The 22,930-nt window shown below is 71.8% G+C and carries 22 protein-coding genes; 17 read left to right on the top strand and 5 right to left on the bottom strand.

The genetic code is table 11. From position 1 onward, the window contains the following. Nucleotides 1-3: 3 nt before the first annotated feature. From QRX60_RS51225 to QRX60_RS51195, 7 genes are read left to right on the top strand one after another with little or no spacing between them, the layout of a single operon-like run. A complete protein-coding gene (locus QRX60_RS51225) occupies nucleotides 4-5,829 on the top strand; it encodes a type I polyketide synthase (protein WP_285998693.1) in 5,826 nt (1,941 codons plus the stop codon). Between the two features lie 2 nt (nucleotides 5,830-5,831). Beyond that, nucleotides 5,832-6,284 carry an acyl-CoA thioesterase gene (locus QRX60_RS51220; RefSeq protein WP_285998692.1) on the top strand — a complete coding sequence of 151 codons (453 nt, stop codon included), beginning with the start codon at nucleotides 5,832-5,834 and terminating at the stop codon, nucleotides 6,282-6,284. A 3-nt stretch (nucleotides 6,285-6,287) separates the two neighbouring features. Next, nucleotides 6,288-6,851, top strand: a complete 564-nt coding sequence (locus QRX60_RS51215; protein WP_285998691.1) for a flavin reductase family protein — start codon at nucleotides 6,288-6,290, stop codon at nucleotides 6,849-6,851. Between the two features lie 13 nt (nucleotides 6,852-6,864). After that, the gene (locus tag QRX60_RS51210) at nucleotides 6,865-7,932 is read left to right on the top strand and encodes an SDR family NAD(P)-dependent oxidoreductase (RefSeq protein ID WP_285998690.1); all 1,068 of its coding nucleotides are present in this window, start codon (nucleotides 6,865-6,867) and stop codon (nucleotides 7,930-7,932) included. Continuing rightward, the gene (locus QRX60_RS51205; RefSeq protein ID WP_285998689.1) at nucleotides 7,929-8,111 is read left to right on the top strand and encodes a DUF6222 family protein; all 183 of its coding nucleotides are present in this window, start codon (nucleotides 7,929-7,931) and stop codon (nucleotides 8,109-8,111) included. The genes QRX60_RS51210 and QRX60_RS51205 overlap by 4 nt, the downstream gene beginning before the upstream one ends. After that, the gene (locus QRX60_RS51200; protein ID WP_285998688.1) at nucleotides 8,108-9,817 is read left to right on the top strand and encodes an acyl-CoA carboxylase subunit beta; all 1,710 of its coding nucleotides are present in this window, start codon (nucleotides 8,108-8,110) and stop codon (nucleotides 9,815-9,817) included. The genes QRX60_RS51205 and QRX60_RS51200 overlap by 4 nt, the downstream gene beginning before the upstream one ends. A 10-nt stretch (nucleotides 9,818-9,827) precedes the next feature. Further along, complete coding sequence (locus tag QRX60_RS51195) at nucleotides 9,828-10,022, top strand: acyl-CoA carboxylase subunit epsilon (RefSeq protein WP_285998687.1); 195 nt, start codon at nucleotides 9,828-9,830, stop codon at nucleotides 10,020-10,022. 294 nt (nucleotides 10,023-10,316) lie between these two features. Here QRX60_RS51195 and QRX60_RS51190 read toward each other — a convergent pair whose 3' ends face one another. After that, the gene (locus QRX60_RS51190) at nucleotides 10,317-10,538 is read right to left on the bottom strand and encodes a hypothetical protein (protein WP_285998686.1); all 222 of its coding nucleotides are present in this window, start codon (nucleotides 10,536-10,538) and stop codon (nucleotides 10,317-10,319) included. 154 nt (nucleotides 10,539-10,692) lie between these two features. Between QRX60_RS51190 and QRX60_RS51185 the strand changes: the two genes are divergently transcribed. From QRX60_RS51185 to QRX60_RS51160, 6 genes are all read left to right on the top strand, one after another. Then, nucleotides 10,693-10,824: a hypothetical protein gene (locus QRX60_RS51185; RefSeq protein WP_285998685.1), complete on the top strand. Its 132-nt coding sequence runs from the start codon at nucleotides 10,693-10,695 to the stop codon at nucleotides 10,822-10,824. A gap of 168 nt (nucleotides 10,825-10,992) precedes the next feature. After that, a complete protein-coding gene (locus QRX60_RS51180) occupies nucleotides 10,993-11,301 on the top strand; it encodes a DUF6235 family protein (RefSeq protein WP_286003880.1) in 309 nt (102 codons plus the stop codon). Nucleotides 11,302-11,565: 264 nt separating this feature from the next. Then, complete coding sequence (locus QRX60_RS51175) at nucleotides 11,566-12,042, top strand: DUF6423 family protein (protein ID WP_285998684.1); 477 nt, start codon at nucleotides 11,566-11,568, stop codon at nucleotides 12,040-12,042. A 19-nt stretch (nucleotides 12,043-12,061) separates the two neighbouring features. Beyond that, a complete protein-coding gene (locus tag QRX60_RS51170) occupies nucleotides 12,062-13,390 on the top strand; it encodes an FAD-dependent oxidoreductase (RefSeq protein ID WP_285998683.1) in 1,329 nt (442 codons plus the stop codon). Continuing rightward, nucleotides 13,383-13,916, top strand: coding sequence for a DUF6187 family protein (locus tag QRX60_RS51165; RefSeq protein WP_285998682.1), 534 nt, complete (start codon nucleotides 13,383-13,385; stop codon nucleotides 13,914-13,916). The genes QRX60_RS51170 and QRX60_RS51165 overlap by 8 nt, the downstream gene beginning before the upstream one ends. Then, entirely contained in the window at nucleotides 13,888-14,427 is a 540-nt protein-coding gene (locus QRX60_RS51160; protein WP_285998681.1) for a carboxymuconolactone decarboxylase family protein, read from the top strand. Before QRX60_RS51165 ends, QRX60_RS51160 begins: the two co-directional genes overlap by 29 nt. Nucleotides 14,428-14,500: 73 nt before the next feature. Here QRX60_RS51160 and QRX60_RS51155 read toward each other — a convergent pair whose 3' ends face one another. The 3 genes from QRX60_RS51155 to QRX60_RS51145 all read right to left on the bottom strand — a co-directional run bounded on the left by QRX60_RS51155 (nucleotide 14,501) and on the right by QRX60_RS51145 (nucleotide 16,550). After that, entirely contained in the window at nucleotides 14,501-14,935 is a 435-nt protein-coding gene (locus QRX60_RS51155) for an SgcJ/EcaC family oxidoreductase (protein ID WP_285998680.1), read from the bottom strand. Between the two features lie 9 nt (nucleotides 14,936-14,944). Then, nucleotides 14,945-16,114, bottom strand: coding sequence for an acyl-CoA dehydrogenase family protein (locus QRX60_RS51150; RefSeq protein WP_285998679.1), 1,170 nt, complete (start codon nucleotides 16,112-16,114; stop codon nucleotides 14,945-14,947). Between the two features lie 280 nt (nucleotides 16,115-16,394). Continuing rightward, on the bottom strand, nucleotides 16,395-16,550 hold the full coding sequence (locus tag QRX60_RS51145) for a hypothetical protein (RefSeq protein WP_285998678.1): 156 nt from the start codon (nucleotides 16,548-16,550) through the stop codon (nucleotides 16,395-16,397). Between the two features lie 80 nt (nucleotides 16,551-16,630). Here QRX60_RS51145 and QRX60_RS51140 point away from each other — a divergent pair, with 80 nt between their 5' ends. Both QRX60_RS51140 and QRX60_RS51135 read left to right on the top strand, forming a co-directional pair. After that, nucleotides 16,631-17,305: an aspartate/glutamate racemase family protein gene (locus QRX60_RS51140; protein ID WP_285998677.1), complete on the top strand. Its 675-nt coding sequence runs from the start codon at nucleotides 16,631-16,633 to the stop codon at nucleotides 17,303-17,305. Then, entirely contained in the window at nucleotides 17,298-18,587 is a 1,290-nt protein-coding gene (locus QRX60_RS51135; RefSeq protein ID WP_285998676.1) for an aminotransferase-like domain-containing protein, read from the top strand. The genes QRX60_RS51140 and QRX60_RS51135 overlap by 8 nt, the downstream gene beginning before the upstream one ends. A gap of 388 nt (nucleotides 18,588-18,975) precedes the next feature. Here QRX60_RS51135 and QRX60_RS51130 read toward each other — a convergent pair whose 3' ends face one another. Further along, nucleotides 18,976-20,016 (bottom strand): NAD(P)-dependent alcohol dehydrogenase, encoded by a 1,041-nt coding sequence (locus QRX60_RS51130; RefSeq protein WP_285998675.1) that lies wholly within the window; start codon nucleotides 20,014-20,016, stop codon nucleotides 18,976-18,978. A gap of 254 nt (nucleotides 20,017-20,270) precedes the next feature. On the opposite strand from QRX60_RS51130, the gene QRX60_RS51125 reads away from it, so the two are divergent. Both QRX60_RS51125 and QRX60_RS51120 read left to right on the top strand, forming a co-directional pair. Then, nucleotides 20,271-21,350, top strand: a complete 1,080-nt coding sequence (locus QRX60_RS51125) for a DUF2855 family protein (protein WP_285998674.1) — start codon at nucleotides 20,271-20,273, stop codon at nucleotides 21,348-21,350. Between the two features lie 177 nt (nucleotides 21,351-21,527). Further along, nucleotides 21,528-22,748: a cytochrome P450 family protein gene (locus tag QRX60_RS51120; RefSeq protein ID WP_285998673.1), complete on the top strand. Its 1,221-nt coding sequence runs from the start codon at nucleotides 21,528-21,530 to the stop codon at nucleotides 22,746-22,748. The last annotated feature ends 182 nt before the right edge of the window (nucleotides 22,749-22,930 follow it).

Here is a 22,930-nt window from a genome sequence, read left to right as displayed (position 1 = left end):
GGCATGAGCGTAGAGCGGATTTCGATCGTCGGTATCGGTCTCCGGTACCCCGACGCGAGTACTCCGGAGGAGCTCTGGGAAAACGTGCTGGCCGGGCGCCGGGCGTTCCGCAGGCTGCCGGACGAGCGGATGAACCGGGCGGACTACTACTCGCCCGACCCGAAGGCGCCGGACCGCTTCTACGCGCAGAAGGCGGCCGTGCTGCGGGGCTACGAGTTCGACCGGGTGGCGCACAAGGTCGCCGGCAGCACCTTCCGCGCGACCGACACGACGCACTGGCTGGCCCTCGAGGTCGCCGCGCAGGCCCTCGCGGACGCCGGGTTCGCCGAGGGTGAGGGCGCCCCGAAGCAGAACACCGGCGTCGTCATCGGCAACAGCCTGACCGGCGAGTTCTCCCGCGCCAACATCATGCGGCTGCGCTGGCCGTACGTCCGCCGCACGGTCGCGGCCGCACTGACCGCCCGCGGCTGGGCGGACGAGGAGACCGCGAGCTTCCTGCGCGAACTGGAGATCCAGTACAAGGAGCCGTTCCCGGAGATCAACGAGGACACCCTCGCCGGCGGCCTGGCGAACACCATCGCCGGGCGCGTGTGCAACCACTTCGACTTCGCCGGCGGCGGGTACACCGTCGACGGCGCCTGCTCGTCCTCGCTGCTGTCCGTGGTGACCGCGGCCAACGCGCTCGCCCAGGGCGACCTCGACCTCGCCGTCGCCGGCGGTGTCGACCTCTCGATCGACCCGTTCGAGGTGATCGGCTTCGCGAAGACCGGCGCGCTGGCCAAGCGCGAGATGAAGGTCTACGACGCCGACTCCAACGGCTTCTGGCCCGGCGAGGGCTCGGGCATGCTCGTCCTGATGCGCGAGAGCGACGCGCTGGAGCAGGGCAAGCGGATCTACGCGTCGATCGGCGGCTGGGGCGTCTCCTCCGACGGCAAGGGCGGCATCACCCGGCCCGAGGCCGCGGGGCACCGGCTGGCCCTCAAGCGCGCCTACGACCGCGCTGGCTACGGCGTCGAGACCGTCTCCTACTTCGAAGGCCACGGCACCGGCACCGCGCTGGGCGACGCCACCGAGATCGAGGCGCTGTCCACCGCCCGCCGCGACGCCGACCCGCTGGCCAAGCCGGCCGCGCTGTCGACCATCAAGGGCAACATCGGGCACACCAAGGCCGCGGCCGGGGTCGCGGGCCTGATCAAGGCCACGCTGGCGGTGTACCACCAGGTCATCCCGCCGGCCACCGGGCACCACGAGCCGCACGAGTCGCTGACCGGCACGTCGGCGCGGATGTACGTTCCGCGCGACGCGACGATCTGGCCCGAGGACCAGCCGGTCCGCGCCGGGGTCTCCGCGATGGGCTTCGGCGGCATCAACTCCCACGTCACCGTCACCGAGGCACCGACCGCGGCCCGCCGCCGCGAGCTCGACGAGCGGGCCCGCACCCTGGTGGCCGGCCGGCAGGACGCCGAGCTGCTGCTGTTCGACGCCGACGACGTCGCGACCCTGCGCGGCGACATCGCCGCGACGCTGGAGGTCGTGCCCAAGCTGTCGTTCGCGGAGCTGACCGACCTCGCCGGCCAGCTGGCCGGCGAGCTGGCCGGCCGGTCGGTGCGCGCCGCGGTCGTCGCGGCCAACCCGGAGCACGCCGAGCGGAAGCTGACGAAGCTGCTCGAACTGCTGGAGTCCGGGGACTCGGTCTTCGACGCGGGCGAGGGCATCTTCGCGAGCAGCCGCGACTCCGCGCCGAAGATCGGCTACCTGTTCCCCGGCCAGGGGTCCGGGCGCGGCGGCGACAGTACCCTGCGCCGCCGGTTCGCCGTGGCCGACGAGATCTTCCGCGCCGCGGCACTGCCGGTCACCGGCGACCAGGTCGCGACCGAGGTGGCCCAGCCGCGGATCGTCACCGGTTCGCTGGCCGGGCTGCGGGTGCTGCGCTCGTTCGGCATCGAGGCTTCGACGGCCACCGGGCACAGCCTCGGCGAGCTGACCGCCCTGCACTGGGGTGGCGCGCTCGACGAGCGCGGGCTGCTGGAGCTGGCGAAGGTCCGCGGCAAGGTGATGGCCACGACCACCGGCGACGGCACCGGCGCGATGGCCGGGATCGCCGCCTCGCCCGGCCGCGTCGAGGAGCTCGGCCTGGGCGACGACGTCGTCATCGCCGGGTACAACGCGCCCGAGCAGACCGTCATCTCCGGGCCGGCCGAGGCGATCGACCGCATCGTCGCCCGGGCCAAGGCCCAGGGCGTCGGCGCGACCCGCATCAAGGTCTCGCACGCCTTCCACTCGCCGGCCGTCGAGCCGGCCGCGAACGCCATGACCGAGCGGCTGGGCGAATTCAGCTTCGCCCGGTTGGAGCGTCCGGTCGTCTCGACGGTCAGCGGCGACGTGCTGCACGCCGCCGAGAACCTGCCCGAGCTGCTGCGCGACCAGATCGTGCTGCCGGTCCGGTTCCGCGAGGCCGCCGCCAAGGTCGCCGAGCGCAGCGACCTGGTGGTCGAGGTCGGCCCGGGCCGGGTGCTTACCGGGCTCTTCGAGGAGATCGCGCCGGAGACGCCGGTGCTCGCGATCGACACGGACAACGCGTCGCTGCAGGCCTTGCTGCGGGTCGTCGGCGCGGCGTTCGCCCTCGGCGCGCCGGTCTCGGTGGACGCGTTGTTCGAGGGCCGCGTCGTGCGTGCCCTGCCCGCCGACGGCGAGTTCGGCTTCCTGGCCAGTCCCTGCGAGGCGGCGCCGTCGATCGACAGCGAGCTGGCCGCCGAGCTGGCCGCGGAGCGGGCCCAGGCCGCCGAGGCCGACGCCGGGACCGCCGAGGGCGACTCCGGCTCGACCCTGGACCTGCTGCGCAAGCTCGCCGCCGAGCGCGTCGAGCTGCCGCTGGAGGCGGTCACCGCCGACACCCACCCGCTCGACGACCTGCACCTGTCGTCGATCACGGTCGGGCAGCTGGTCAACGACGTCACCCGGGCGCTGGGCCGGCCCGCGCTGGAGGGCATGCCGAACTTCGCGACGGTGTGCCTCGGTGAGCTCGCCGAGATGATCGACGAGCTGGCGCAGACGGCGAAGCCGACCGACACCACCGTCGGCGAAGCCCCGGGCGTCGGACCGTGGGTCCGGCCGTTCGCGGTCGAGTACGTGCCCGCGCCGCGGCCCGGCGCGGACCTCCCGCCGGGCAACGGCCGTGCGGACTGGCAGGTCTTCTCGACGCCGCGGCACCCGCTGGCCGAACCGCTGAAGGCCGCGCTCGCCGCGTCCGGAGCAGGCGACGGCGTGCTGCTCTGCCTGCCGGCGGACTGCGACTCCAGCCACGTCGGTCTCTTCCTCGACGCCGGCCGCGCCGTCATGGCCGCCCCCAACGGCACGCGCTTCGTGGTCGTGCACCACGGCTACGGTGCGGCCGGGCTCGCCAGGACCCTGCGGCTCGAGGACCCGTCGGCGAAGACGACGATCATCGACTTCGCCGACCCGTCGCCGTCCGATGTGGACGCGATCGCCGAAACCGTGCACCTCGTGGTGAGCGAGGTCGCCGCGACCACGGACTTCACCGAGGCCCGCTACGGTGCCGACGGCGGGCGCACGGTGCCGCGGTTGTCCGCGCTGCCGGCGCCCAAGGCCGGGCCGATCCGCGACTCGCTGGACTCCTCCGACGTCCTGCTCGTCACCGGTGGTGGCAAGGGCATCACCGCGGAGAGCGCGCTGGCGCTGGCCAAGGACTCCGGGGCCAAGCTGGCCCTGCTCGGCCGCAGCGACCCCGAAACCGACACCGAGCTGGCGGAGAACCTCGACCGCATGGAGGCGGCGGGCATCCGCTACCGCTACGAGCGCGCCGACGTCACCAGCGCCCCGCAGATCGCCGAGGCGGTCGCCCGGGTCCAGGCCGAGCTCGGCCCGGTCACGGCGATCCTCCACGGCGCGGGCCGCAACGAGCCGGCCGCCCTCTTCAGCCTCACCGAGGACAGCTTCCGCAAGACCCTCGCCCCGAAGATCGGCGGCCTCAACGCGGTGCTCGCCGCGGTGGACCAGGACCGCGTCAAGCTCCTGGTCACCTTCGGCAGCATCATCGGCCGGGCGGGCCTGCGCGGGGAAGCGCACTACGCCACGGCGAACGACTGGATGACCGAGCTGACCCTGCGCTTCGGCCAGGAACACCCGCAGGCGCGGGCGATCGCGCTGGAGTGGTCGGTCTGGTCGGGCACCGGCATGGGCGAGAAGCTCGGCGTCGTGTCCGCCCTGATGCGCGACGGCATCACGCCGATCCCGACCGAGGAGGGCATCACCATCCTCCGCCAGGTGCTGGCCGACCCGGCCGCGCCGCCGGTGCTGGTGGTCTGCGGCCGCACGTCGGGCCTGGCCACGCTGCCGATCCAGAAGCGCGAACTGCCGCTGACCCGGTTCGTCGACCGCGCGGTCGTGCACTACCCGGGCGTCGAGCTGATCACCGAGGCCGACCTGTCCGACGGCGCCGACCCGTACCTGACCGACCACCTGCTCGACGGGCAGCTGCTGTTCCCGGCGGTGCTCGGCATGGAGGCCATGACGCAGGCCGCGGCGGCGACGCTGGACCGCACCGGGACCCCGGTGCTCACCGACGTCGAGTTCCTCCGGCCGATCATCGTCTCCCCGGGCGGGTCGACCACGGTCCGCCTGGCCACGCTGGCCCGGGACGCCGACACCGTCGACGTCGTGATCCGCAGCGAGGAGACCGGCTTCAGCGCCGACCACTTCAAGGCGCGGCTGAGCTTCGCCCGGCCGACGGAGATCGGCGAGCGCGTCGCCCGCGACGTCGCGCTGCCGCCGGTGCCGGTGGAGCCGGTCAGCGAGCTGTACGGCTCGGTCCTGTTCCAGGGCAAGCGGTTCCAGCGGGTCCTCGGTTACCGCCGGGCGAGCGCCCGGCACGCGGTCGCCGAGATCGCGACCAGCGCCGACCACCAGTGGTTCGCCCCGTTCCTCCCGCAGGAGCGGCTGCTGGCCGACCCGGGCACCCGGGACGCGATGATGCACGCGATCCAGTGCTGCGTCCCGGACGCGACGCTGCTGCCGCAGGGCATCGAGAAGCTGTACCTGGCCGAACCCGGCCGCCAGCACGACGAGTACGTGTTGCTGGACGCGAAGGAACGCTCCCAGAACGGCGACAGCTACGTCTACGACCTCGACGTGCGCAACCCGGACGGGACGCTGGTCGAGCGCTGGGAAGGCCTGAAGCTGCGCGCGGTCCGCAAGCGCGACGGTGCCGGGCCGTGGGTCCCCTCGATGCTCGGGTCCTATGTGGAGCGTTCCTGTGAACGGCTGCTCGGCGGGTCGCGGGCGGTGGTGCTCGAACCGGACCCGGCCGGCCGCCCGGCGGAAGGCATCGCCGAGCGGAGGGCGCAGACCGCACTCGCCGCGGGCCGCGCGCTCGACCGGCCGGTCGAGATCCACTACCGTCCCGACGGCAAGCCGGAGTGCGACGGCGTGCACGTCACCGCGTCGCACACCTCGGAGCTGACCCTCGTGGTCGTCGGCGCCGACCAGGTCGCCTGCGACATCGAGACGGCGATCGAACGCACCGAAGAGGACTGGGCCGGACTGCTGGGCGAAGAGCTCCTCGCCCTCGGCCGGCTGCTGGCCGCGGACACCGGCGAACCGCTCAGCGTGGCCAACACACGGGTCTGGAGCGCACTGGAGTGCGTCCGCAAGACCGGCTCGATGACCCAGGCCCTCACCGTGCGCCAGGTCGACGCCGACGGGTGGGCGCTGCTCGCCTCCGGCGGCGCGCGGATCGCCACCTGGTCGACCACCGTCAACGACCGGACCGATCCGATCGTCTTCGCCGTGCTCCACGCAGAGGGGAACTGAAGATGGCCGACTACTACGAGATCCGCCACACGGTCGGCTTCGAAGAGACCAACCTGGTGGGCAACGTCTACTACGTGAACTACGTGCGCTGGCAGGGCCGGTGCCGCGAGATGTTCCTCAAGGAGAAGGCCCCGGCGGTGCTCGAAGAGGTCCGCCACGACCTCAAGCTGTTCACCCTCAAGGTGGAGTGCGAGTTCTTCGCCGAGATCACCGCCTTCGACGAGCTGTCCATCCGGCTGCGGCTGGAGGAACTCACCTCGACGCAGATCCAGTTCGCGTTCGACTACGTCCACCTCACCCCCGAGGGCGACGAGCGGCTGGTCGCCAGGGGACGGCAGCGGATCGCCTGCATGCGCGGGCCCAACACGGCCACCGTGCCGTCGCGGGTCCCCGAGCAGCTGCGCGAGGCGCTGGCGCCTTACGCGACGGCCGCGGTCAACGGCAAGGGAGTCTGACAAGTGGGCTACGAATCGGATCCTCCCGTGCTGAAGCGGCTGCGGAGGTCGCCGGCACACCGCGGCCTCTCGCCCCAGCCAGGACTGCGGCAGGTGATGGCGCAGTTCGCCACCGGCGTGACGGTGCTGACGGCGGGCGGGGAGGACGCGCACGGCATGACCGCCAACGCGTTCTCGTCGGTGTCGCTGGAACCGCCGATGGTGCTGTGCTGCGTGGCCAAGGCGGCCCGGATGCACACGGCGATCGTGAGCGCCGGTTCGTTCGGGGTGAACATCCTGTCCGCGGACCAGCAGGAGACGTCGAAGTACTTCGCCGACTGGCGGCGGCCCGACGGGATGGCCCAGTTCGAAGCCGTCGGTTACACGCCGGGCGACCGGACCGGGGCCCCGCTGCTGACCGGGGCGCTGGCCTGGCTGGAGTGCGAGCTGGCGCAGGTGGTGGAGGGCGGTGACCACTCGATCTTCCTGGGCCGGGTGCTCGCCACCAGCCGCGGGACCGGCGAGCACGCGCTGGTCTTCTACGGCGGCGCTTACCACCAGGTCGACGGGAAGGCCCGCGCGGCCTGAGGGAGGGACGGTCATGCTGATCGCGGTCACGGGTGGCACCGGCTTCCTGGGTACCCACACGGCCGCCGCGCTGCTGCGGCGGGGGCACCGGGTCCGGCTGCTCGCCCGCGACCCCGCCACCGTTCCGTCCACAGTGGACGTCGTGGCGGGTGACGTCACGGATCCGGCCGCGGCCCGCCGGCTGGTGGCGGGGGCGGACGCGCTGCTGCACGCGGCGGGCATCTACACGTTCGACAGCCGGCGTCGCGACGAGCTGTGGCGGGTGAACGTGCGCGGCACCGAAGTGGTCCTCGCCGCCGCGCGCCGGGCGGGCACCGGCCGGATCGTGCACGTGTCGACGGTCGGGGCGCTGTACCCCACGACCGCCCCGTCGATCGGGGTTTCGAGCCCGCTCGGCGCGTCGCGGGAGCCCTACCTCGCGTCGAAGGCGGCGGCCGAGCGGATCGCGCGGCAGCACCGGTCGGCGGGTGCGCCGATCGCCGTCACGTACCCGCCGGCCCTGCTCGGCCCGGACGACCCGCACCTGGGCGACCAGAACGCCCGGCTGCGCGCCGTGCTGCGAGGGCTGACGCCGATCTGGCCGGGCCGCGGGCTTCCGGTCGGGGACGTCCGCGACTCCGCGGAGCTGCACGCCCGGCTCCTCGACGGGGAGGTGTCCGGTGCCGCGTTCTTCGGACCGGGGCACTTCCTCAGCACTCGGGAGTACCTGGCCACGGTCCGGGCGGCGACCGGGCGCGCGCTGCCGGCGGTGTTCCTGCCCCCGCGGGCGCTGTACCCGGTGGGGCGGTTCGCCGACCTGCTGCAGCGCGGGTGGCCGTGGGCGCTGCCGGTGCAGTACGGCGCGATCCACGTCTGCGCGACGGCGGTGCCCGTCGCCGCGGACGCGCCCACCGGGGGCGTGCCGGCGCGGCCGGTGGGCGAGACCGTGCGCGACACGGTGGCCTGGCTGCACGCGACCGGGCGGATCACGGTCCGGCAGGCGGGCGCGGCAGTTCGGTCCACATCGGACGTCAGCCGGCGTCCGGCAGTTCCCACCGGTCCCGGCCCCGGGACCGGCCAGACCGAGGAGGTCCTGTCATGACCACCAGCGACACCGGGCGCACGGACACCGGTGACCGGCAGCCGGAAGCGGTCCACACCCCGTCGGCCGTGGACGCCGTGGTCCGTCCGATGCCCCGGCTGGGCCGCGGCATCGTGTGGTCCGACATCGTCGCCGAGATCGAGCGGGACCACCTGGTCCGGACGAGGGATGCCGCGTGAGCGGAAGCCAGGAGTCCGGTGCGGCGCGGGCCGGCGCCGCCGAGGTGGTGCCGGTCCCCGATGGGGGCCGGCGCCGCCGGCTGGGCCGCTCGGCGTCGTCCGGGGACGCGCAGGTCATAGAGTTGGCCCGCGCTGCCGACCTGGCGCCGCCGTCGCCGCCCGCCATGTCGCTGCTGCGCCGGCGCCGCGAGGAGCTGCGCTCGCACATCCACGAGGGCAAGCTCGACGCCGTCCGGCGGCAGCACTCGCTGGGCAAGCTGACCGCGCGCGAACGGCTGGCCCTGCTGCTCGACGAAGACTCTTTCACCGAGCTCGAGCCCTACCGGCGCCACCAGGCGACCGGCCCGGGCCTGGCGGGCAACCACCCGCACACCGACGGCGTGGTCGCCGGCTCCGGCACCATCGACGGGCGCCGGGTGTTCGTCTACGCTCAGGACTTCACGCTCTTCGGCGGTTCGCTCGGCGAGGCGCACGCGGCGAAGATCCACAAGGTGCTCGACCTCGCGGTGGCCAACGGCGCCCCGGTGATCGGGCTCAACGACAGCGGCGGCGCCCGGATCCAGGAGGGCGTGCTGGCGCTGAACGGCTACGGCGGCATCTTCCGCCGCCAGGTCGAGGCGTCCGGCGTCATCCCGCAGATCAGCGTCGTCCTCGGCCCCTGCGCGGGCGGCGCGGCGTACTCGCCGGCGCTCGCGGACTTCACGTTCATGGTGCGCGACACCGCGCGGATGTACCTGACCGGGCCCGACGTCGTCGAGGCCGTCAGCGGGCAGCGCGTCACGCACGAGGAGCTGGGCGGCGCCGACGTCCACGGCAGCGCCTCGGGCGTCGCGACGGTGGTGCACGACGACGAGGAGAGCTGCCTCGCCGACGTCCGGTACCTGGTGTCGCTGCTGCCGTCGAACTACCTCGACCCGCCGCCTCCGACCGCGCCGACGAACGCGAAGGACGACTACCGGCCCCGCCTGGCGGAGCTGGTGCCGGTGGAGCCGAACCAGCCGTACGACATGCGGGACGTCTTCGCCGAGGTCGCCGACGACGGCGAGTTCTTCGAGCTGCACGAGGGCTGGGCGCGCAACGTGCTGTGCGCGCTGGCGCGCATCGACGGCCGCGTGGTCGGCCTGGTCGGCAACCAGCCGATGGTGTTCGCCGGCGTGCTCGACGGGCCGGCGTCGCAGAAGGCAGCGCGGTTCGTGCGGTTCTGCGACGCGTTCGGCATCCCGCTGGTGAGTCTCGTGGACGTGCCGGGATTCCTGCCCGGGGTGGAGCAGGAGCGCGGCGGCATCATTCGCCAGGGCGCGCAGCTGCTGCACGCGTACTGCGAAGCGACGGTCCCGCGGATCCAGGTGATCCTGCGCAAGGCCTTCGGCGGCGCATACATCGTGATGGACTCGCGGTCGATCGGCTGCGACCTGTCGCTGGCGTGGCCGACCAACCAGATCGCGGTGATGGGCGCGGAGGGCGCGGTGAACGTGCTGTACCGCCGCGACCTGGCGGCCTCCGCCGACCCGGCGGCGTTGCGCGCGAAGCTGGTCGCGGAGTACACACAGGAGTACCTGAATCCCCAGTACGCGGCCGAGCGCGGCTTGGTCGACGACATCATCGACCCGGCGGAGACCCGTGCCGCGGTGGCCCGCGGGCTCGCGATGCTGCGCGACAAGCGCAAGCCGGCGCCCGGCCGCAAGCACGGCAACCTGCCGATCTGAGGGAGTCCCGATGTCCGCGATCCGCGTCCTGCACGGTGCACCGGACGACTGCGAGCTGGCGGCGTTGACGGCGGTCCTGCACGCTGTTTCGGCTGTTCGGTCACCGGAGATCCCGGGGCCGTCGGTGTGGGGGGACCCGGCGTGGCGGGCCCGGGAGCCGCGGCCCGGGGCGGGTGCCTGGCGGATGTCGGGCCTGCCGCACTGACCCCGGCTGATCCCACTGGCGCTCGCGCCGAACGCCGTGAAGGCCACCTTCACGAAACTTGCCGCGGCCACCCCACGGCCGCGGACAGCCCGCGCCTCGCCTCCCCGGGCGCGGCCGGGCCGCCGGGGCCTCGGGCCGCCGCGGTCGCCGGGCGCAGAGCGCCCCAAGGTGGCCTTCGGTGCGTCAGACGCGACCAAGGCCGCCTTGGGGCGCTCCCCGGTGCCCGCAGCGGCCGAGCCGACCCGTGCCGGGCGCGAGAGCCGGGCGCGGGGCCGGGCGGGAGGCATCGCCCGGTCAGGCCGCCTGACCCGGCGTTCGCCGCAACCGGCGCGCCGCCGCGCGCTCGCGGCTCGGGGAGTACGTCGTGTGGCCCGGGTGCACCGCCACGTACCGCACCTCGCCGTCCGATAACGCCTCCACCTCCGTGCGATCGCCCAGCCTGAACTCCGCTCCGCACATCGCGCACGTGCGCTGGCGGTCCGCCGCGCCGCCGATCGTCTTCCGGTCCTCCGCCATGCGCGCACCTCGCCGTCGAGTGGGGAACCTCCAGTGCACCCCTCCCACCCCTGCCGCGACCACTCAAAAGCTGCGCACGTCAGCGGATCCCATCCGATTCTCGACCCCGGTGGCGCATGGTGATCCCACACACCGACGACAGCGGAGGAACGCCATGACAGCAGCAGCGGTCCCGGCCGACGACTGGACCCCACCCGCCGAGGAGCCCCGCGGGCTCCGGCTGGTGGAGCCGCCCGAGCCGGCCGAAGAGGAGCTCGGCGAGCACATCGTGCTCGGTTACAACTGAAGCGGCGGGCCTCCGGCGCCGGACACGGACGGTGCCGGAGCGCACGCTCGGAGATGAGCACCCCACCGCCGGCCCAGGAGAATCGACGGTGTCCGGGCCGAAGTGTCACCGCAGCACGGTGGACCATGCGTGACGGCGATCTGCGACGTTCGGTTGGGAGGCCGGCGGATGGCAATGCGCCTCCAGCTCACGGCGGGCCTCGAGGTTCTCGAAAGCTGGGCCGAGTCGGCGTCGCAGGCGGAGCGGAATGTCGTCTACGAGGCCCTGTTCGCCGTCGGTGACGGTTCCGCATTTCTCGTTTACGACATTTTCGGCGACCCCAGTGATCCCGGCAATTTCCTCATCATGGTGAAACCGGGACTGGTCGTGAAACTAATGGTGCAGCGTGCCGATTCCGCGTTCGAAATCCGCTATGTCGGAGCGGTCGAAGACGGGGTCGATGCGGCCGAACCCCAGGAGACGTCGAGTCCGGAGTGATCGGACCAGCGAAACACTGGGCCGAACGGACCAGCTCGTACCGGCGCTCAGTGGTGGTCATTCCCCTGATCGGCTCGCCGGTTACCGGCTCGCCGGACGTGCATTCCTCACCTTGACAGCGTATCTCGGCGTGTGAAAGTCTTTGTATGTTCGCTGGTCAGGCCGCTATTTCTGGGGTGGGTAAACGTAGGAGGCTGCACCATGTCTTCACCCGAGTTGCCAGGACTTGACGTCTCAGGCCGCGTGCGCGCGAGGGACGTGCAGATGACCGGGACCGCCGACGTCGGCCGCCGGGTGCTCATGATCACCGGCGCCATCGACACCACCGACCACGACGTCTCGGTGAGCGTCAACCTCCCCGAGCCCGGCCGCTGGCAGGTCATCAAGGCCGAGACCAACCTGACCGACCAGACGTGGGTCGCGATGCAGGCCGTGATGGACGAGGACTCGACGTTCCTCGACGACGAAATGCTGATGTCGCCGCAGTTCTCCAAGAGCTTCATGACCCCCGATCAGCGTCGCCTCACCTTCTACGACGGCGAGGTCCGCCCGGGCGAGACCGTGCTGAAGACGTACTCGATGGAGACCAGCGGCCGCAAGCCGACCTACTTCTACTCGCGCTACAGCCCGATCGCCACCGACAGCGCCGAGCAGTCCCAGCAGACGCTGGACGAGCTGGTCACCAACGGGATGAGCCAGCGGCCGGTGGTGGAGCTGATCGTCCCCGTCACGGTGGTCTGAGCCGGCGGCGGGGCGAGCAGTGATCACGTTCGTACCGGAGCCGCACCTGCTCGACTCGCCGCGTGGCCGCGCGTGGCCGCGTCCGCCCGCGCCACTGTTCCCGGCGCGGGGGGCGTCGCCCGCGCCGGCCGCGGACGTCGTGATCGTCGGGGCCGGTCCGGCCGGGCTCGCGGTCGCCTCCGCCCTGTGGCACCACGGCGTGACCGACGTCGTCGTGGTGGACCGCACCGGGCGGCCGTGCGGGCGGTTCTTCGACCGGATCGACCTGCTGGGCCAGCGCGTGCTGCGCTCGCCCTACGAACACCACCCCGGGGTCGAGGGATTCCGCGACTGCGAGCTGCTCGACTTCGCACGGCTGCACTGGGGCCGGCTGACGCCGGTCGAGCGCCGCGAGATCCGGATGTCGCAGGCCGGGCACCGGTCGGTCGTCCCGGTCGACGTCTTCGACGCCTACTGCGCGCACCTGGTCACCACCCACCACGTGGGGGAGAAGACCTGGCAGGCGACCGTGCGCGAGGTCGTGCCCGGTTCGGACGCCGTCGCCGTGCACACCGACCGCTTCTCCGTCGCCGCCCGCCACGTCGTGCTGTGCCCCGGCGAGGAACGCCGTCCCGCGCCGGAAACCTGGTGGGGCGGCGGCCATCCGCCGCGCGGAGTGTCCTTTTGGGACGAATCGGTGCCGTCGGGCGCGCGCTGCCAGGTGGTCGTCGGTGCCGGGCTCACCGCGGCCCACCTGATCACCGGCGCGCTCGAGGCCGGGCGCGAAGTGCGCTGGGTGGTCCGCGAAACCGGCGAGCGCTACCAGTGTGCGGACGTCAACTCGACCTTCTTCCGGCCGGAGGGCCGCAAGCGCTTCGACGGCGTCGGCTGGGCCGAGCGGCTCGAGCTGATGGGCCGGTTCCGGCGCGCGTCGATCATGTTCGAGTTCCGGCCGCTGCTCGAACGCGCGGAAGCCGAGGGCCGCCTGGTCGTGCACCGCGGCGAAGCCGTCAAGGCGATCGCGCCCGCGGTCGGCGGGAGCGTGGTGCTGCGGCTGGAGAGCGGCCGCCGGGTCACGGGCGACCACGTCGTGCTGGCGCTGGGCACGACGCCGTCGATCGGCGCCGGCCTGCTGCCCGACGAGGTCGTCGACGCCCGCGACGGCTGGCCGTCCCTGGACGAACGCACGCTGTCCTACCGCCGCGAGCCGCGCGTGTCGGTGGTCGGGGCCGGGGCCGGGATGGTGCTCGGCCCGGCCGCCCGCAACATCGACGGCCACCGCGTCGCCACCACCCGGGTCGCGGCGGCGATCGCCGGCCAGCTGCGCAGCGGGGCTGCCGCGCCGGCCGAGGCGGTCGTCGGTGTCTGAACGCGACGACATCCGGGGCTTCGCCCCGGGCCGGGAGCTTCGCCACCCGGACCCCCGGAAAAGCGGCGGAACGGACTCGCGGTTCGCCCTGCCGGAGGTCGACGCGCCCGCCGCCACCGAGGCCGGGATCATCCTGCTGGGGCTGGACGCCGACCGGCTGCTCGCCGGCCTCGCGCTCGCCCGGCTCGCCGACGACCCGGCCCTGGTGACCCAGGTCGTCGACCAGGCACGGCACGGCTCGGCCGAGTTCGGTTTCAGCGGGCTCCTGGAGTCCGGCCGGGAGCACTGGCTGGCCCTGCGCGACCGGCTCGGCGACCCGCCGTCGACGTCGTCACCCGGCTCGCTGCGACGGGAGTGGGAACGCCGGCTCGAGCTGGTCGCGGCGGCGGTGCCCGGCGCCGGCACGGGGACGATCGCCTACCTGACCGCCTGCGCGCTGCGCGGCACCGAGGTCGACCAGCTCGCCGCCGGGCTGGCGGACGGAAAGGATCCCTTCGATGTCGTACCTGAGGTCCCTGCCGGCTGAAACCACGCTGTTGCAGGTGTTCCAGGCCAACCCGGATCCGGCGCGGCACCTGCTGGACCTCCACGAGGTGCTGATGCGCGGCGAGTCGCCGTTCACGCCGGGGGAGCGCGAGCTGATCGCGGCGTACGTGTCCGGGGTGAACAGCTGCACCTACTGCCACGGGATCCACACGATCACCGCGGAGGCGTTCGGCGTGCCGGAGGGGCTGCTGACGGCCGCGGTCGCGGACCTCGACTCGGCACCGGTCGACGACAAGCTCCGTCCCGTGCTGGCCTATGTCGGCAAATTGACCCGCACGCCCTCCCGGATGACCGAGGACGACGCGGAAGCCGTGTTCGCCGCCGGCTGGGACGAGCGGGCGTTGCACGACGCGGTGCTGGTGTGCGCGCTGTTCAACTTCATGAACCGGATGGTGGAAGGGCTGGGAATCCGCGCGGACGAGGCGTATGCGACGACTTCCGGGCTGCGGTTGAAGGAAGGCGGGTACGCGGGACTGGCCGCATTGCTGTGAGGCTGCGTCTTCTTCGCGGGAAAGAAGGAACCCGGGCCGCCAGGGGCGGCCCGGGTTCCGGGGTGGGACGGGGTCAGACGGTGCCCGGCTTCGGCAGCTGCTGCTTGGCCGGGGTGTTCTGGTAGGACGCCAGGTGCCAGGCGCCGTTCCGCTTCACGACGGTCCAGGAGGCCCGGATCGACTGGGAGTCCGCGACCTCGGTCTCGCCGGGGCCGAGAACGCCGCCCTGGGTGATGAGGACGCCGGAGTCCGGGGTGAAGAAGCGGATCTCGATCGGCCGTCCGGTGACCTGGGTGCCCTTGTAGTTGCCCTCGAACGACTCCTTCAGGAACGCGCGGATCTCTTCGCGGCCCTTCTTGAAGATACCGGGCAGGATCATGGTGCCGTCTTCGGTGAAGACACCGGCGAACCCGTCGGCGTCGCCGTAGGCCCACGCGGCGATGACCTTCTGGGTCAGGGCCGCGATCGCGGCCTGGTCGGCGGCGGTGCCGCTTTCGGTCGTGGTCATGGAGTCTCCCTAGATGTAAAGCGTGTTGGGCTCGAGACCGCAGAGCACGCGGCCGTACAGCTCGGTGTTGGTGTTCGGGTGCATCAGCGCGTGGAGGTTGACCGCGGCGATGTCGCGGGCGATGCGCTGGATCGGGATGCCGTGGTAGATCGAGGAGCCGCCGGAGGCCCCGGCCAGGATGTCGATGGACTCCTTGGCCAGCCGGACCACCGCGCCGAGGTCGGCCCGCGCGATCGCGCGCTCCTCCAGCTTCCACGGGCTGCCGTCGGCGGTCTTCGTGTCGACCAGACCGGCCAGCCGGTGCGCGTGGAACTGCGCCTCGTCCATCTTCAGCGCCGCCTCGGCCACCTGGTGGTGCGTGATCGGGGCTTCGCGCTGCGATTCGTAAGCGGTGTAGGTGATCTTGCGGTCCGGCAGCCGCTTGAGGAAGCTGTCCTGAGCCGACTTCGCCATGCCCACCAGCGTGCCGACCGACGACGCCGAGGCGACCGGCAGCAGCGGCGACCGGTAGATCGAGGCGGCTGGACCACCCTGCCCCTCCAGCACCGCGGGTAGTGGGAGCACGCGCTCGGCCGGGATGAAGACGTCCTGCGCCACCGTCGACACACTGCCGGTCCCGCGCAGGCCCGCCGTGTCCCAGTCGTCCACGATCAGCAGGTCCGACAACGGAACCAGCGCCATGATCGGGTACGGCTCGCCCTCGGGCGGGACGAGGATCGCGATGATCTCCTGCCACTGTGCGTGCAGCGCCCCGCTGATGAAGCCCCACTTGCCGTTCACCACGACGCCGCCGTCGACCGGTGCGGCCATCGCGGACGGGCTGAGCGTGCCGCACACGCGGACGTCCGGGGTCGAGAACACCTCGTCCTGCACCGCCTCCGGGAAATGACAGGCCATCCAGGTGGGGATCCAGTACACCGAAGCGACCCAGGAGGTCGAGCCGTCGGCGCGGCCGATCTCGGTGGCGACGTCGACGAGCGTCCGGGTGTCGGCTTCGAACCCGCCGTACCGCTTCGGGCGGCGCAGCTTGAACACGCCGGCCTCGGCGAGCGCCTCGATGGACTCGTCGTGCACCCGCCGGTTCTGCTCGGACCAGTTCGCGTGCTTCTTCAGTACGGGAGCCAGTTCGGCCACGCGGCGAACCAGTTCCTCCCGCGTCGGAACATCGGTGCTCGACACCTTGACCTCCTAGATTGTCGACCGGCCCAGCTTCGCAGTGGGGCAAGGGGGAACGCGTCTTCCTGCTTGCCGGTGGGACACGCCGCGGCACGCTCGGAGGTGCGCGGCGGGAGCCCGATGATGGTCCGGCGGTCGTGGCGTGCGAACCACGTCGCCATCAGGTCGTCGAGGCTGAGGTTCAGCAGCGGCGTGCCGGCTCGCCGGCGGAACACGCGTTCGGCCGGCGTGCCGTCCGACAGGCACGCCGCGATCTTGCCGTCGACACACGCGTTGCCTCCCATCAGCGTGGTCGATGCCGCACGGAGATCAGCGAACTGTTCGGGAACCGTTCGCGGGTCTCGATGCCGCCCTCGAACGGCGTGAAGATCCACCGGGCGGTGAAGTGGCACTCGCCCCTGACGGGATCTTCAATCCGGGCAAGGTGATCGCGCTCCACCGACGGGCACTCCGGAGGAAGGCAGCCGCCGTCCCGGCTGGAACCATGGGCGAAGAGGACGCCTGCGGGACGGAGACGCGATGATGGTGGACGGGGGAAGGCCCGCGGTGGCGGTCATCGCCGGCACGCCCTACGACTCCGGCCTCGGGGCCGAGTTGCTGAGAGCCAAGGGGCTGGCGACGGCTCCGTATGCCATGGCGGGCTCGCCTGACGAGCAGGACTCGTTGCAGTACCGGGATCCCGGCGCGTTGACGGCGGCGTTCCACGCTCAGCTCCATGAGCTGCGCGCCCGGGGGACCGAGCTGGCGATGTTGTTCTGCAATTCGCTGTCCGCCGTGGTGTACCACGACGCCTCGGCGCTGCCGGTGGTCTCTCCCGTCACCGTGTACCGAGAAGTGTTCCCGGAGCTGCGCTCGTCGTTGGTGATCACCGGGAACGCGCAAGCCGTCGTCGGTGTCGAGCGGACCGCCTGGGAGGTCAGCCCCGGCCACCGGATGCTCGGGGTGTCGGACCCCGGCCTGGTTCGCGGGATCGAGGCCGGTGACCCGGAAGCGGCCTTCAGCACCTCGCACCTGCCGACGACCCTGCGCCTGGCGCGGCGCCTCGACCTCGACGCCGTCGTCCTGGCCTGCACGCACTTCACCAGCGTCCTGCCGCTGATCACCGCAAGCTGCGACCTGCCTGTCATCGACGTCGGCTCCCGGCTCGTGGAGCTGGCGGCGCTGGCCGCCACCGGATCGGAGATCCATGGTTGAGCTGTCCCGCGCCGATCTGCACGTCTCGGTGTCCGACCCGGTCGCGACCTCGATGAACTTCCTCAACGAGATCGCGGGCCGGTACCCGGAAGCGATCTCCCTGGCCGCCGGCCGCCCCTACGACGGGTTCTACTCGACGGAGGACGTGCAACGGTACTTCGGATCCTATGTGGACCATCTCCGCGCCGGCGGGCTCTCCGAGGAGCAGGTGCGCGGCCTGCTGCTCCAGTACGGGCGGACCAACGGCCAGATCGGCACGCTGATCGCCAGGATGCTCGAGGTCGACGAGGGCATCGTCGTGCCACCGGAGTCGGTGATGGTCACGGCGGGCTGCCAGGAGGCCATGATCATCGCGTTGCGGGCGCTGTGCGCGAGCCCGGACGACGTCGTCCTCGCGGTGGAGCCCTGCTACGTCGGGCTGACCGGCGCGGCTCGAATCCTCGGCGTGGACGTGGTGCCCGTGCCGGAGTCTCCCGCCGGGCTCGACCCGGAGACCGTCGCCGGGGTGGCGCGCGAGGTCCGCGCCGCGGGCAAGCGCCCTCGCGCGCTCTACCTCGTGCCGAACTTCTCCAACCCGTCGGGCATCTCGCTGCCGGTGGCGACCCGCCGCACGCTGCTCGACATCGCGGGCGAGCAGGACCTGCTGCTGCTCGAAGACGACCCGTACGGCCTGTTCGGACTGGACGACGAGCCGCGTCCGACCCTGAAGTCCCTGGACACCGGGGGACGGGTGATCTATCTGGGGTCGTTCGCGAAGTCCTGCTTCCCCGGTGCCCGCGTCGGCTTCCTCGTCGCCGACCAGACCGTGGTCGACGCGGAAGGCAGGCACACCCTGCTCGCCGATGAGATGTCGGCGGTCAAGAGCATGCTGACCGTGAACACCTCGCCGATCTCCCAGGCCGTCATCGGCGGCGTCCTGGTCGAATCGGGCTGCAGTCTGCGCGCCGCCAACCGGGACAAGGTCGCGTTCTACCGGAGCAACCTGCGCACCATGCTCGCGGCGCTGGAGAGGCACTTGCCGCGTTCCGGCCGCGGCGAACGCCCGGTGCGGTGGAACGTGCCGCGCGGTGGGTTCTTCGCGGTCGTCGACCTGCCGTTCCCGGCCGACGAAAAACTGCTCCAGCTCTCCGCGGAGCAGTTCGGCGTTCTGTGGACGCCCATGAGGTTCTTCTACTCCGACGGCGGCGACCACGCGGTCCGGCTGTCCTGCAGCTACCTGAAGCCGGAGCAGATCGCGGAGGGTGTGCACCGGCTGTCCCGGCTGGTCGCGGCGAACGCATGAGGTGGTTCCGCGCCGGCCCGGCCGGCGCGGACAAGCTGAACCAAGATCCCCGGTCCTTCGCGGGCCGGGGATCTTGGCATTCTTTCGGACGAAAGCGGTGTGCCGGGTGCTCGTCATCGGCCCGGCGGCGAACTGGTCCAGACCCTGATCGAGCACGATCTCGTCGACGAGCACCGGCTGGTCTTCTTCCCGGTGCACCTGGTTCGGGCAAGAAGCTCTTCCGCGACGGCACCCGGCCGGCGGCCCTGCGGATGGTCCACTCGCAGACCACCTCGAACGGCGTCGTCTTCGCCCCTCACGAGCCGGATGGCGACGTGCAGCCGGGCTGACCGGTGCCCCGCGACGGCAATCCCGTCCCCTCGCGGGCCGGGATCGCCGTCGCTGCCGGTCAGGAAAGCGTGGCGGTGTCGATGACGAAGCGGTACCGGACGTCGGAGGCCAGGACGCGCTCGTAGGCGGCGTTGATCCCCTCGGGCGCGATGAGCTCGATGTCCGCGGTGATGTCGTGGGCGGCGCAGAAGTCGAGCATCTCCTGCGTCTCGGCGATGCCGCCGAACAGCGAGCCGGCGAGGGTCTTGCGGCCCATGACGAGCGAGAACGCGGGCAGCACAAGCGGTTCGGCGGGGAGGCCGACGTTGACCAGGGTGCCGCCGGGAGCCAGCAGGGACAGCAGGGTGGCGACGTCGGGCGGCGCGGTGACGGTGCTGATCAGGAGGTCGAACCGGCCGGCGAGCCCGGCCAGGGCGTCGGCGTCGCTGGTCGCGTGGTAGTGCGTCGCGCCGAGCCGCAGGCCGTCCTCGAGCTTCTTCAAGGTCTGGGACAGCACGGTGACCTCGGCACCCATCGCGACGGCGAGCTTGACGCCGACGTGGCCGAGGCCGCCCAGCCCGAGCACGGCGACCTTCTTGCCGGGGCCGGCGCCGTAGCGGCGCAGCGGGGAGTACATGGTGATGCCGGCGCACAGCAGCGGCGCGGCCCCGGCCGGGTCGAGGCTCTCGGGGACGCGGAGCACGAAGTCCTGGCCCACCACGATCTTCCCGGAGTAGCCGCCCTGGGTGATCGTGCCGTCGGCGTCGGTGCCGGCGTAGGTGCCGACCATGCCCGCGCAGTCCTGCTCCTGCCCGGCCCGGCAGCTCGCGCACTCCCCGCAGGACCGGACCAGGCAGCCGACCCCGACCCGGTCGCCGGGCGAGAACCGTGACACTTCGGCACCGACGGCGGTGACGGTCCCGACGATCTCGTGGCCGGGCACCAGCGGGTACGGCTGCGGCCCCCACTCCCCGCGTACGTGATGGATGTCGGTGTGGCAGATCCCGCAGTACGCCACGTCGATCAGCACGTCCTGCGGACCGACCTCGCGCCGGGTGATCGTCGCCGCCCCGAGCGGGGCACCCTCGGCCGGTGCGGCAAAAGCGTCAGTGGTGAACAAGGCTCAGCACTCTCCTCACGGGGCTCGTACAACCTGCGGCACCTTCGAGTCAACCAGCGCTGTCCCCGCACCCACGTATTCCACATTGCCGAACCGGCGCCCGGAGCCCGCGCCGGCCGGGCGGACGGCCGCAACGAGGAAGTTGCCGCGGTGACCGGCCGCCGCGAAGCTTTCAGCGTGGCCGCTCAGGGTCTACCCCCTTCGTGCGGATTCGGAGCCGGCGAAGGTAGAACTACTAACGCGAAGGGGGCGCAGTGCCCACGCGAGAAAACTGGGAAGTGCTGGTCCGGCGGGACGATTTCACCGCGAGCGAGATCCGTGTTCCGGTCTTGGCCGAGCTGCAGCCCGGTGAGGTCCGGCTCGAAGTCGAGAAGTTCGGCCTCACCGCCAACAACGTCAGTTACGCGAAGTTCGGTGCCGGGAACCTCATCGCCTTCTGGAACGCGTTCCCCGCGCCGGCGGAGTTCGGCCGGGTTCCGGTCTGGGGTTTCGTGCGCGTCGCGGAATCCCGCAACGCCGGCGTCGCGGTCGGCAGCCGCTACTTCGGCTACGTGCCGATGGCGAGCCACCACACCGTGCAGGCGGAAGTCACGCCGCGGGGTCTCCTCGACACCTCACCGCAGCGGGCCTTCCTGCACCCGTGGTACCTGACCTTCCAGAGCGTCGGCGAGCCGGACGACCTGGACGACTTCCGCGCCCTGATGCGCCCGGTGTTCCCGGCTTCCTTCACCCTCGCCGACCTCGTCGAACGACAGGCCGCCCAGGGCGCGAAGTCGCTGATCGTCACCAGCGCCTCCTGCAAGACGGCGATCGGCCTCGTCGAGGAGCTGCGGGCGCGGCAGGCCGGGATCGCGACCGTGGGCATCACGTCGGAGGGCAAGAAGTCGTTCGTCGAAAACCTGGACGTCTACGGCGAAGTCGCCACCTACGACGCCTTCGAGTCGGCCACCGTGACGGCACCGGCCGTCCTCGTGGACTTCACCGGCTCGGCCAAGGTGCTCCACGCGGTGTACCAGCAGTTCGCGCCGTCACTGACCCAGGGTGTCCTGATCGGGTTCAACCACCCCGACCCGGGCGAGCAGGCGCCGACCGGGCTGCCCGACCCGCAGCCGGAGCTCTTCTTCACGCCGATGGTCGAAGACCACACCATCGGCGAGGAGGGCGCGGACGCGTACTACGCCCGCTACCACGAGGCGGAAACCCGGTACCTGCGGCGCATGGCGTCCTGGCTCACCATCCGGCACGGGCAGGGACCCGCCGACGTGGTCGACGCGTTCCGCAGCCTGGCGGACGGAACCCAGGCCCCGGACGTGGGCCGCGTCCTGAAGCCGTGATCCGACCGGAAACCGGCGGCGCCCCGTGGGGCGTCGCCGGTTTCTCTTTGCGCTGCAGCGGGTTCCGGCTACTTCGCCGGTGCGCCGATTCGGAGCAGCATCCGAGACGCCCGCGGTGCGGACGGCGCGGATGATGAAAGGGCTTTTTCCGGTGTCGCCGGCAGTGTGGAGTGAGAAATGGACAAGTGCCCGTACGTACTGGACCGGAGCGGCAGCGATCTCCACGGGGAGAACAGGAACCTGCGCGCCCGCGGCCCGGTCACCCGCGTGGAACTGCACGGCGGGTACACCGCCTGGTCCGTGACGGGTTTCGAAGAGGCGAAGCAGCTGCTCGTCGACCCCCGGATCGCGAAGAACACCAAGGACAACTGGCCGGAGTACCAGGCGGGTCGCGTGCCGCAGAACTGGGAGCTCTTCACCTGGGTCGCCATGGACAACATGCAGACCCGGGACGGGGCGGAGCACGACCGGCTGCGCAAGCTCGTCGCGAAGGCGTTCACCAACCGCCAGGTGGCGAAGTCCCGGCCGATCATCGAGCGCATCGTGCACCGGCTCCTCGACGACCTGGCGACGGTGCCCGCCGACGAGGTGGTGGACATCAAGGGCCGGTTCTTCTACCCGCTTTCGACCATCCTCGTCTGCGACCTGCTGGGCATCAAGGAAGAGGACCAGGCGGCCATGCTGCAGGGCGCCCAGGTGAACGCGAAGACCGACAACACCGCCGAGGAGTCCGAGGCCAACCTCCACCAGTGGCACGAGGCACTCGGCCGGCTGGTCGAGACCAAGCGCCGCGAGCCGGGCGACGACCTCACCACGATCATCATCAAGGCGACCGAAGACGACGAGGCGCCCCTGACCGACGAAGAGGTCGTCGGCTCGGTGCACCTGCTCATCGGCGGTGGCACGGAAACCACGGCCAACGTCCTGTGCCACACGGTCGTCGACCTGCTCACCCACCCCGACCAGCTCGCCGCGATCCTCGCCGGCGAAGCGAGCTGGGAAGCGGCGTGGGACGAGGAGGTTCGCAAGGACGGCGCCGTCGGCTCGATGCCGTTCCGCTGCGCGCTCGAGGACATCGAGATCGGCGGGGTGACCATCGCCAAGGGCGACCTGGTGCTCATCAACTACCTGGCGGCCGGCCGCGACCCCGCGAAGTACGGTGACACCGCCGACGAGTTCGACATCACCCGCGAGGACAAGAGCAGCCTCGGCTTCGGCTACGGCCGGCACCGCTGCCTCGGCCCGGCCCTGGCCACCATGGAGGCGCTGATCGCGCTGCCGGCGCTGTTCGAGCGGTTCCCCGACCTCAAGCTGGCCGTCCCGGCCACCGAGCTGAAGCCCGCGCCGACGTTCATCTTCAACGGGTTCGCGGAAGTCCCGCTGTTGCTGAAGGGCTGAAGCGCCCCGAGGGCAAGGAAAGTCGCGCGCCGGGCTTGGTGACCCGGGTGATCGCGGCGAGAGGGGAACGAGAAACCCCACCCCGGAAAGGGGTGGGGTTTCTGTCATTCCCGATTCATTGCCCGGCAACGCGGAATTCGGGGATTCGAGCGACGCGCGCAGCAGCTCCCGGTACTCGTCGA

This window comes from Amycolatopsis mongoliensis (assembly GCF_030285665.1).
Taxonomy (GTDB): domain Bacteria; phylum Actinomycetota; class Actinomycetes; order Mycobacteriales; family Pseudonocardiaceae; genus Amycolatopsis; species Amycolatopsis mongoliensis.
This window is presented reverse-complemented; position numbering and strand designations above follow the sequence as displayed.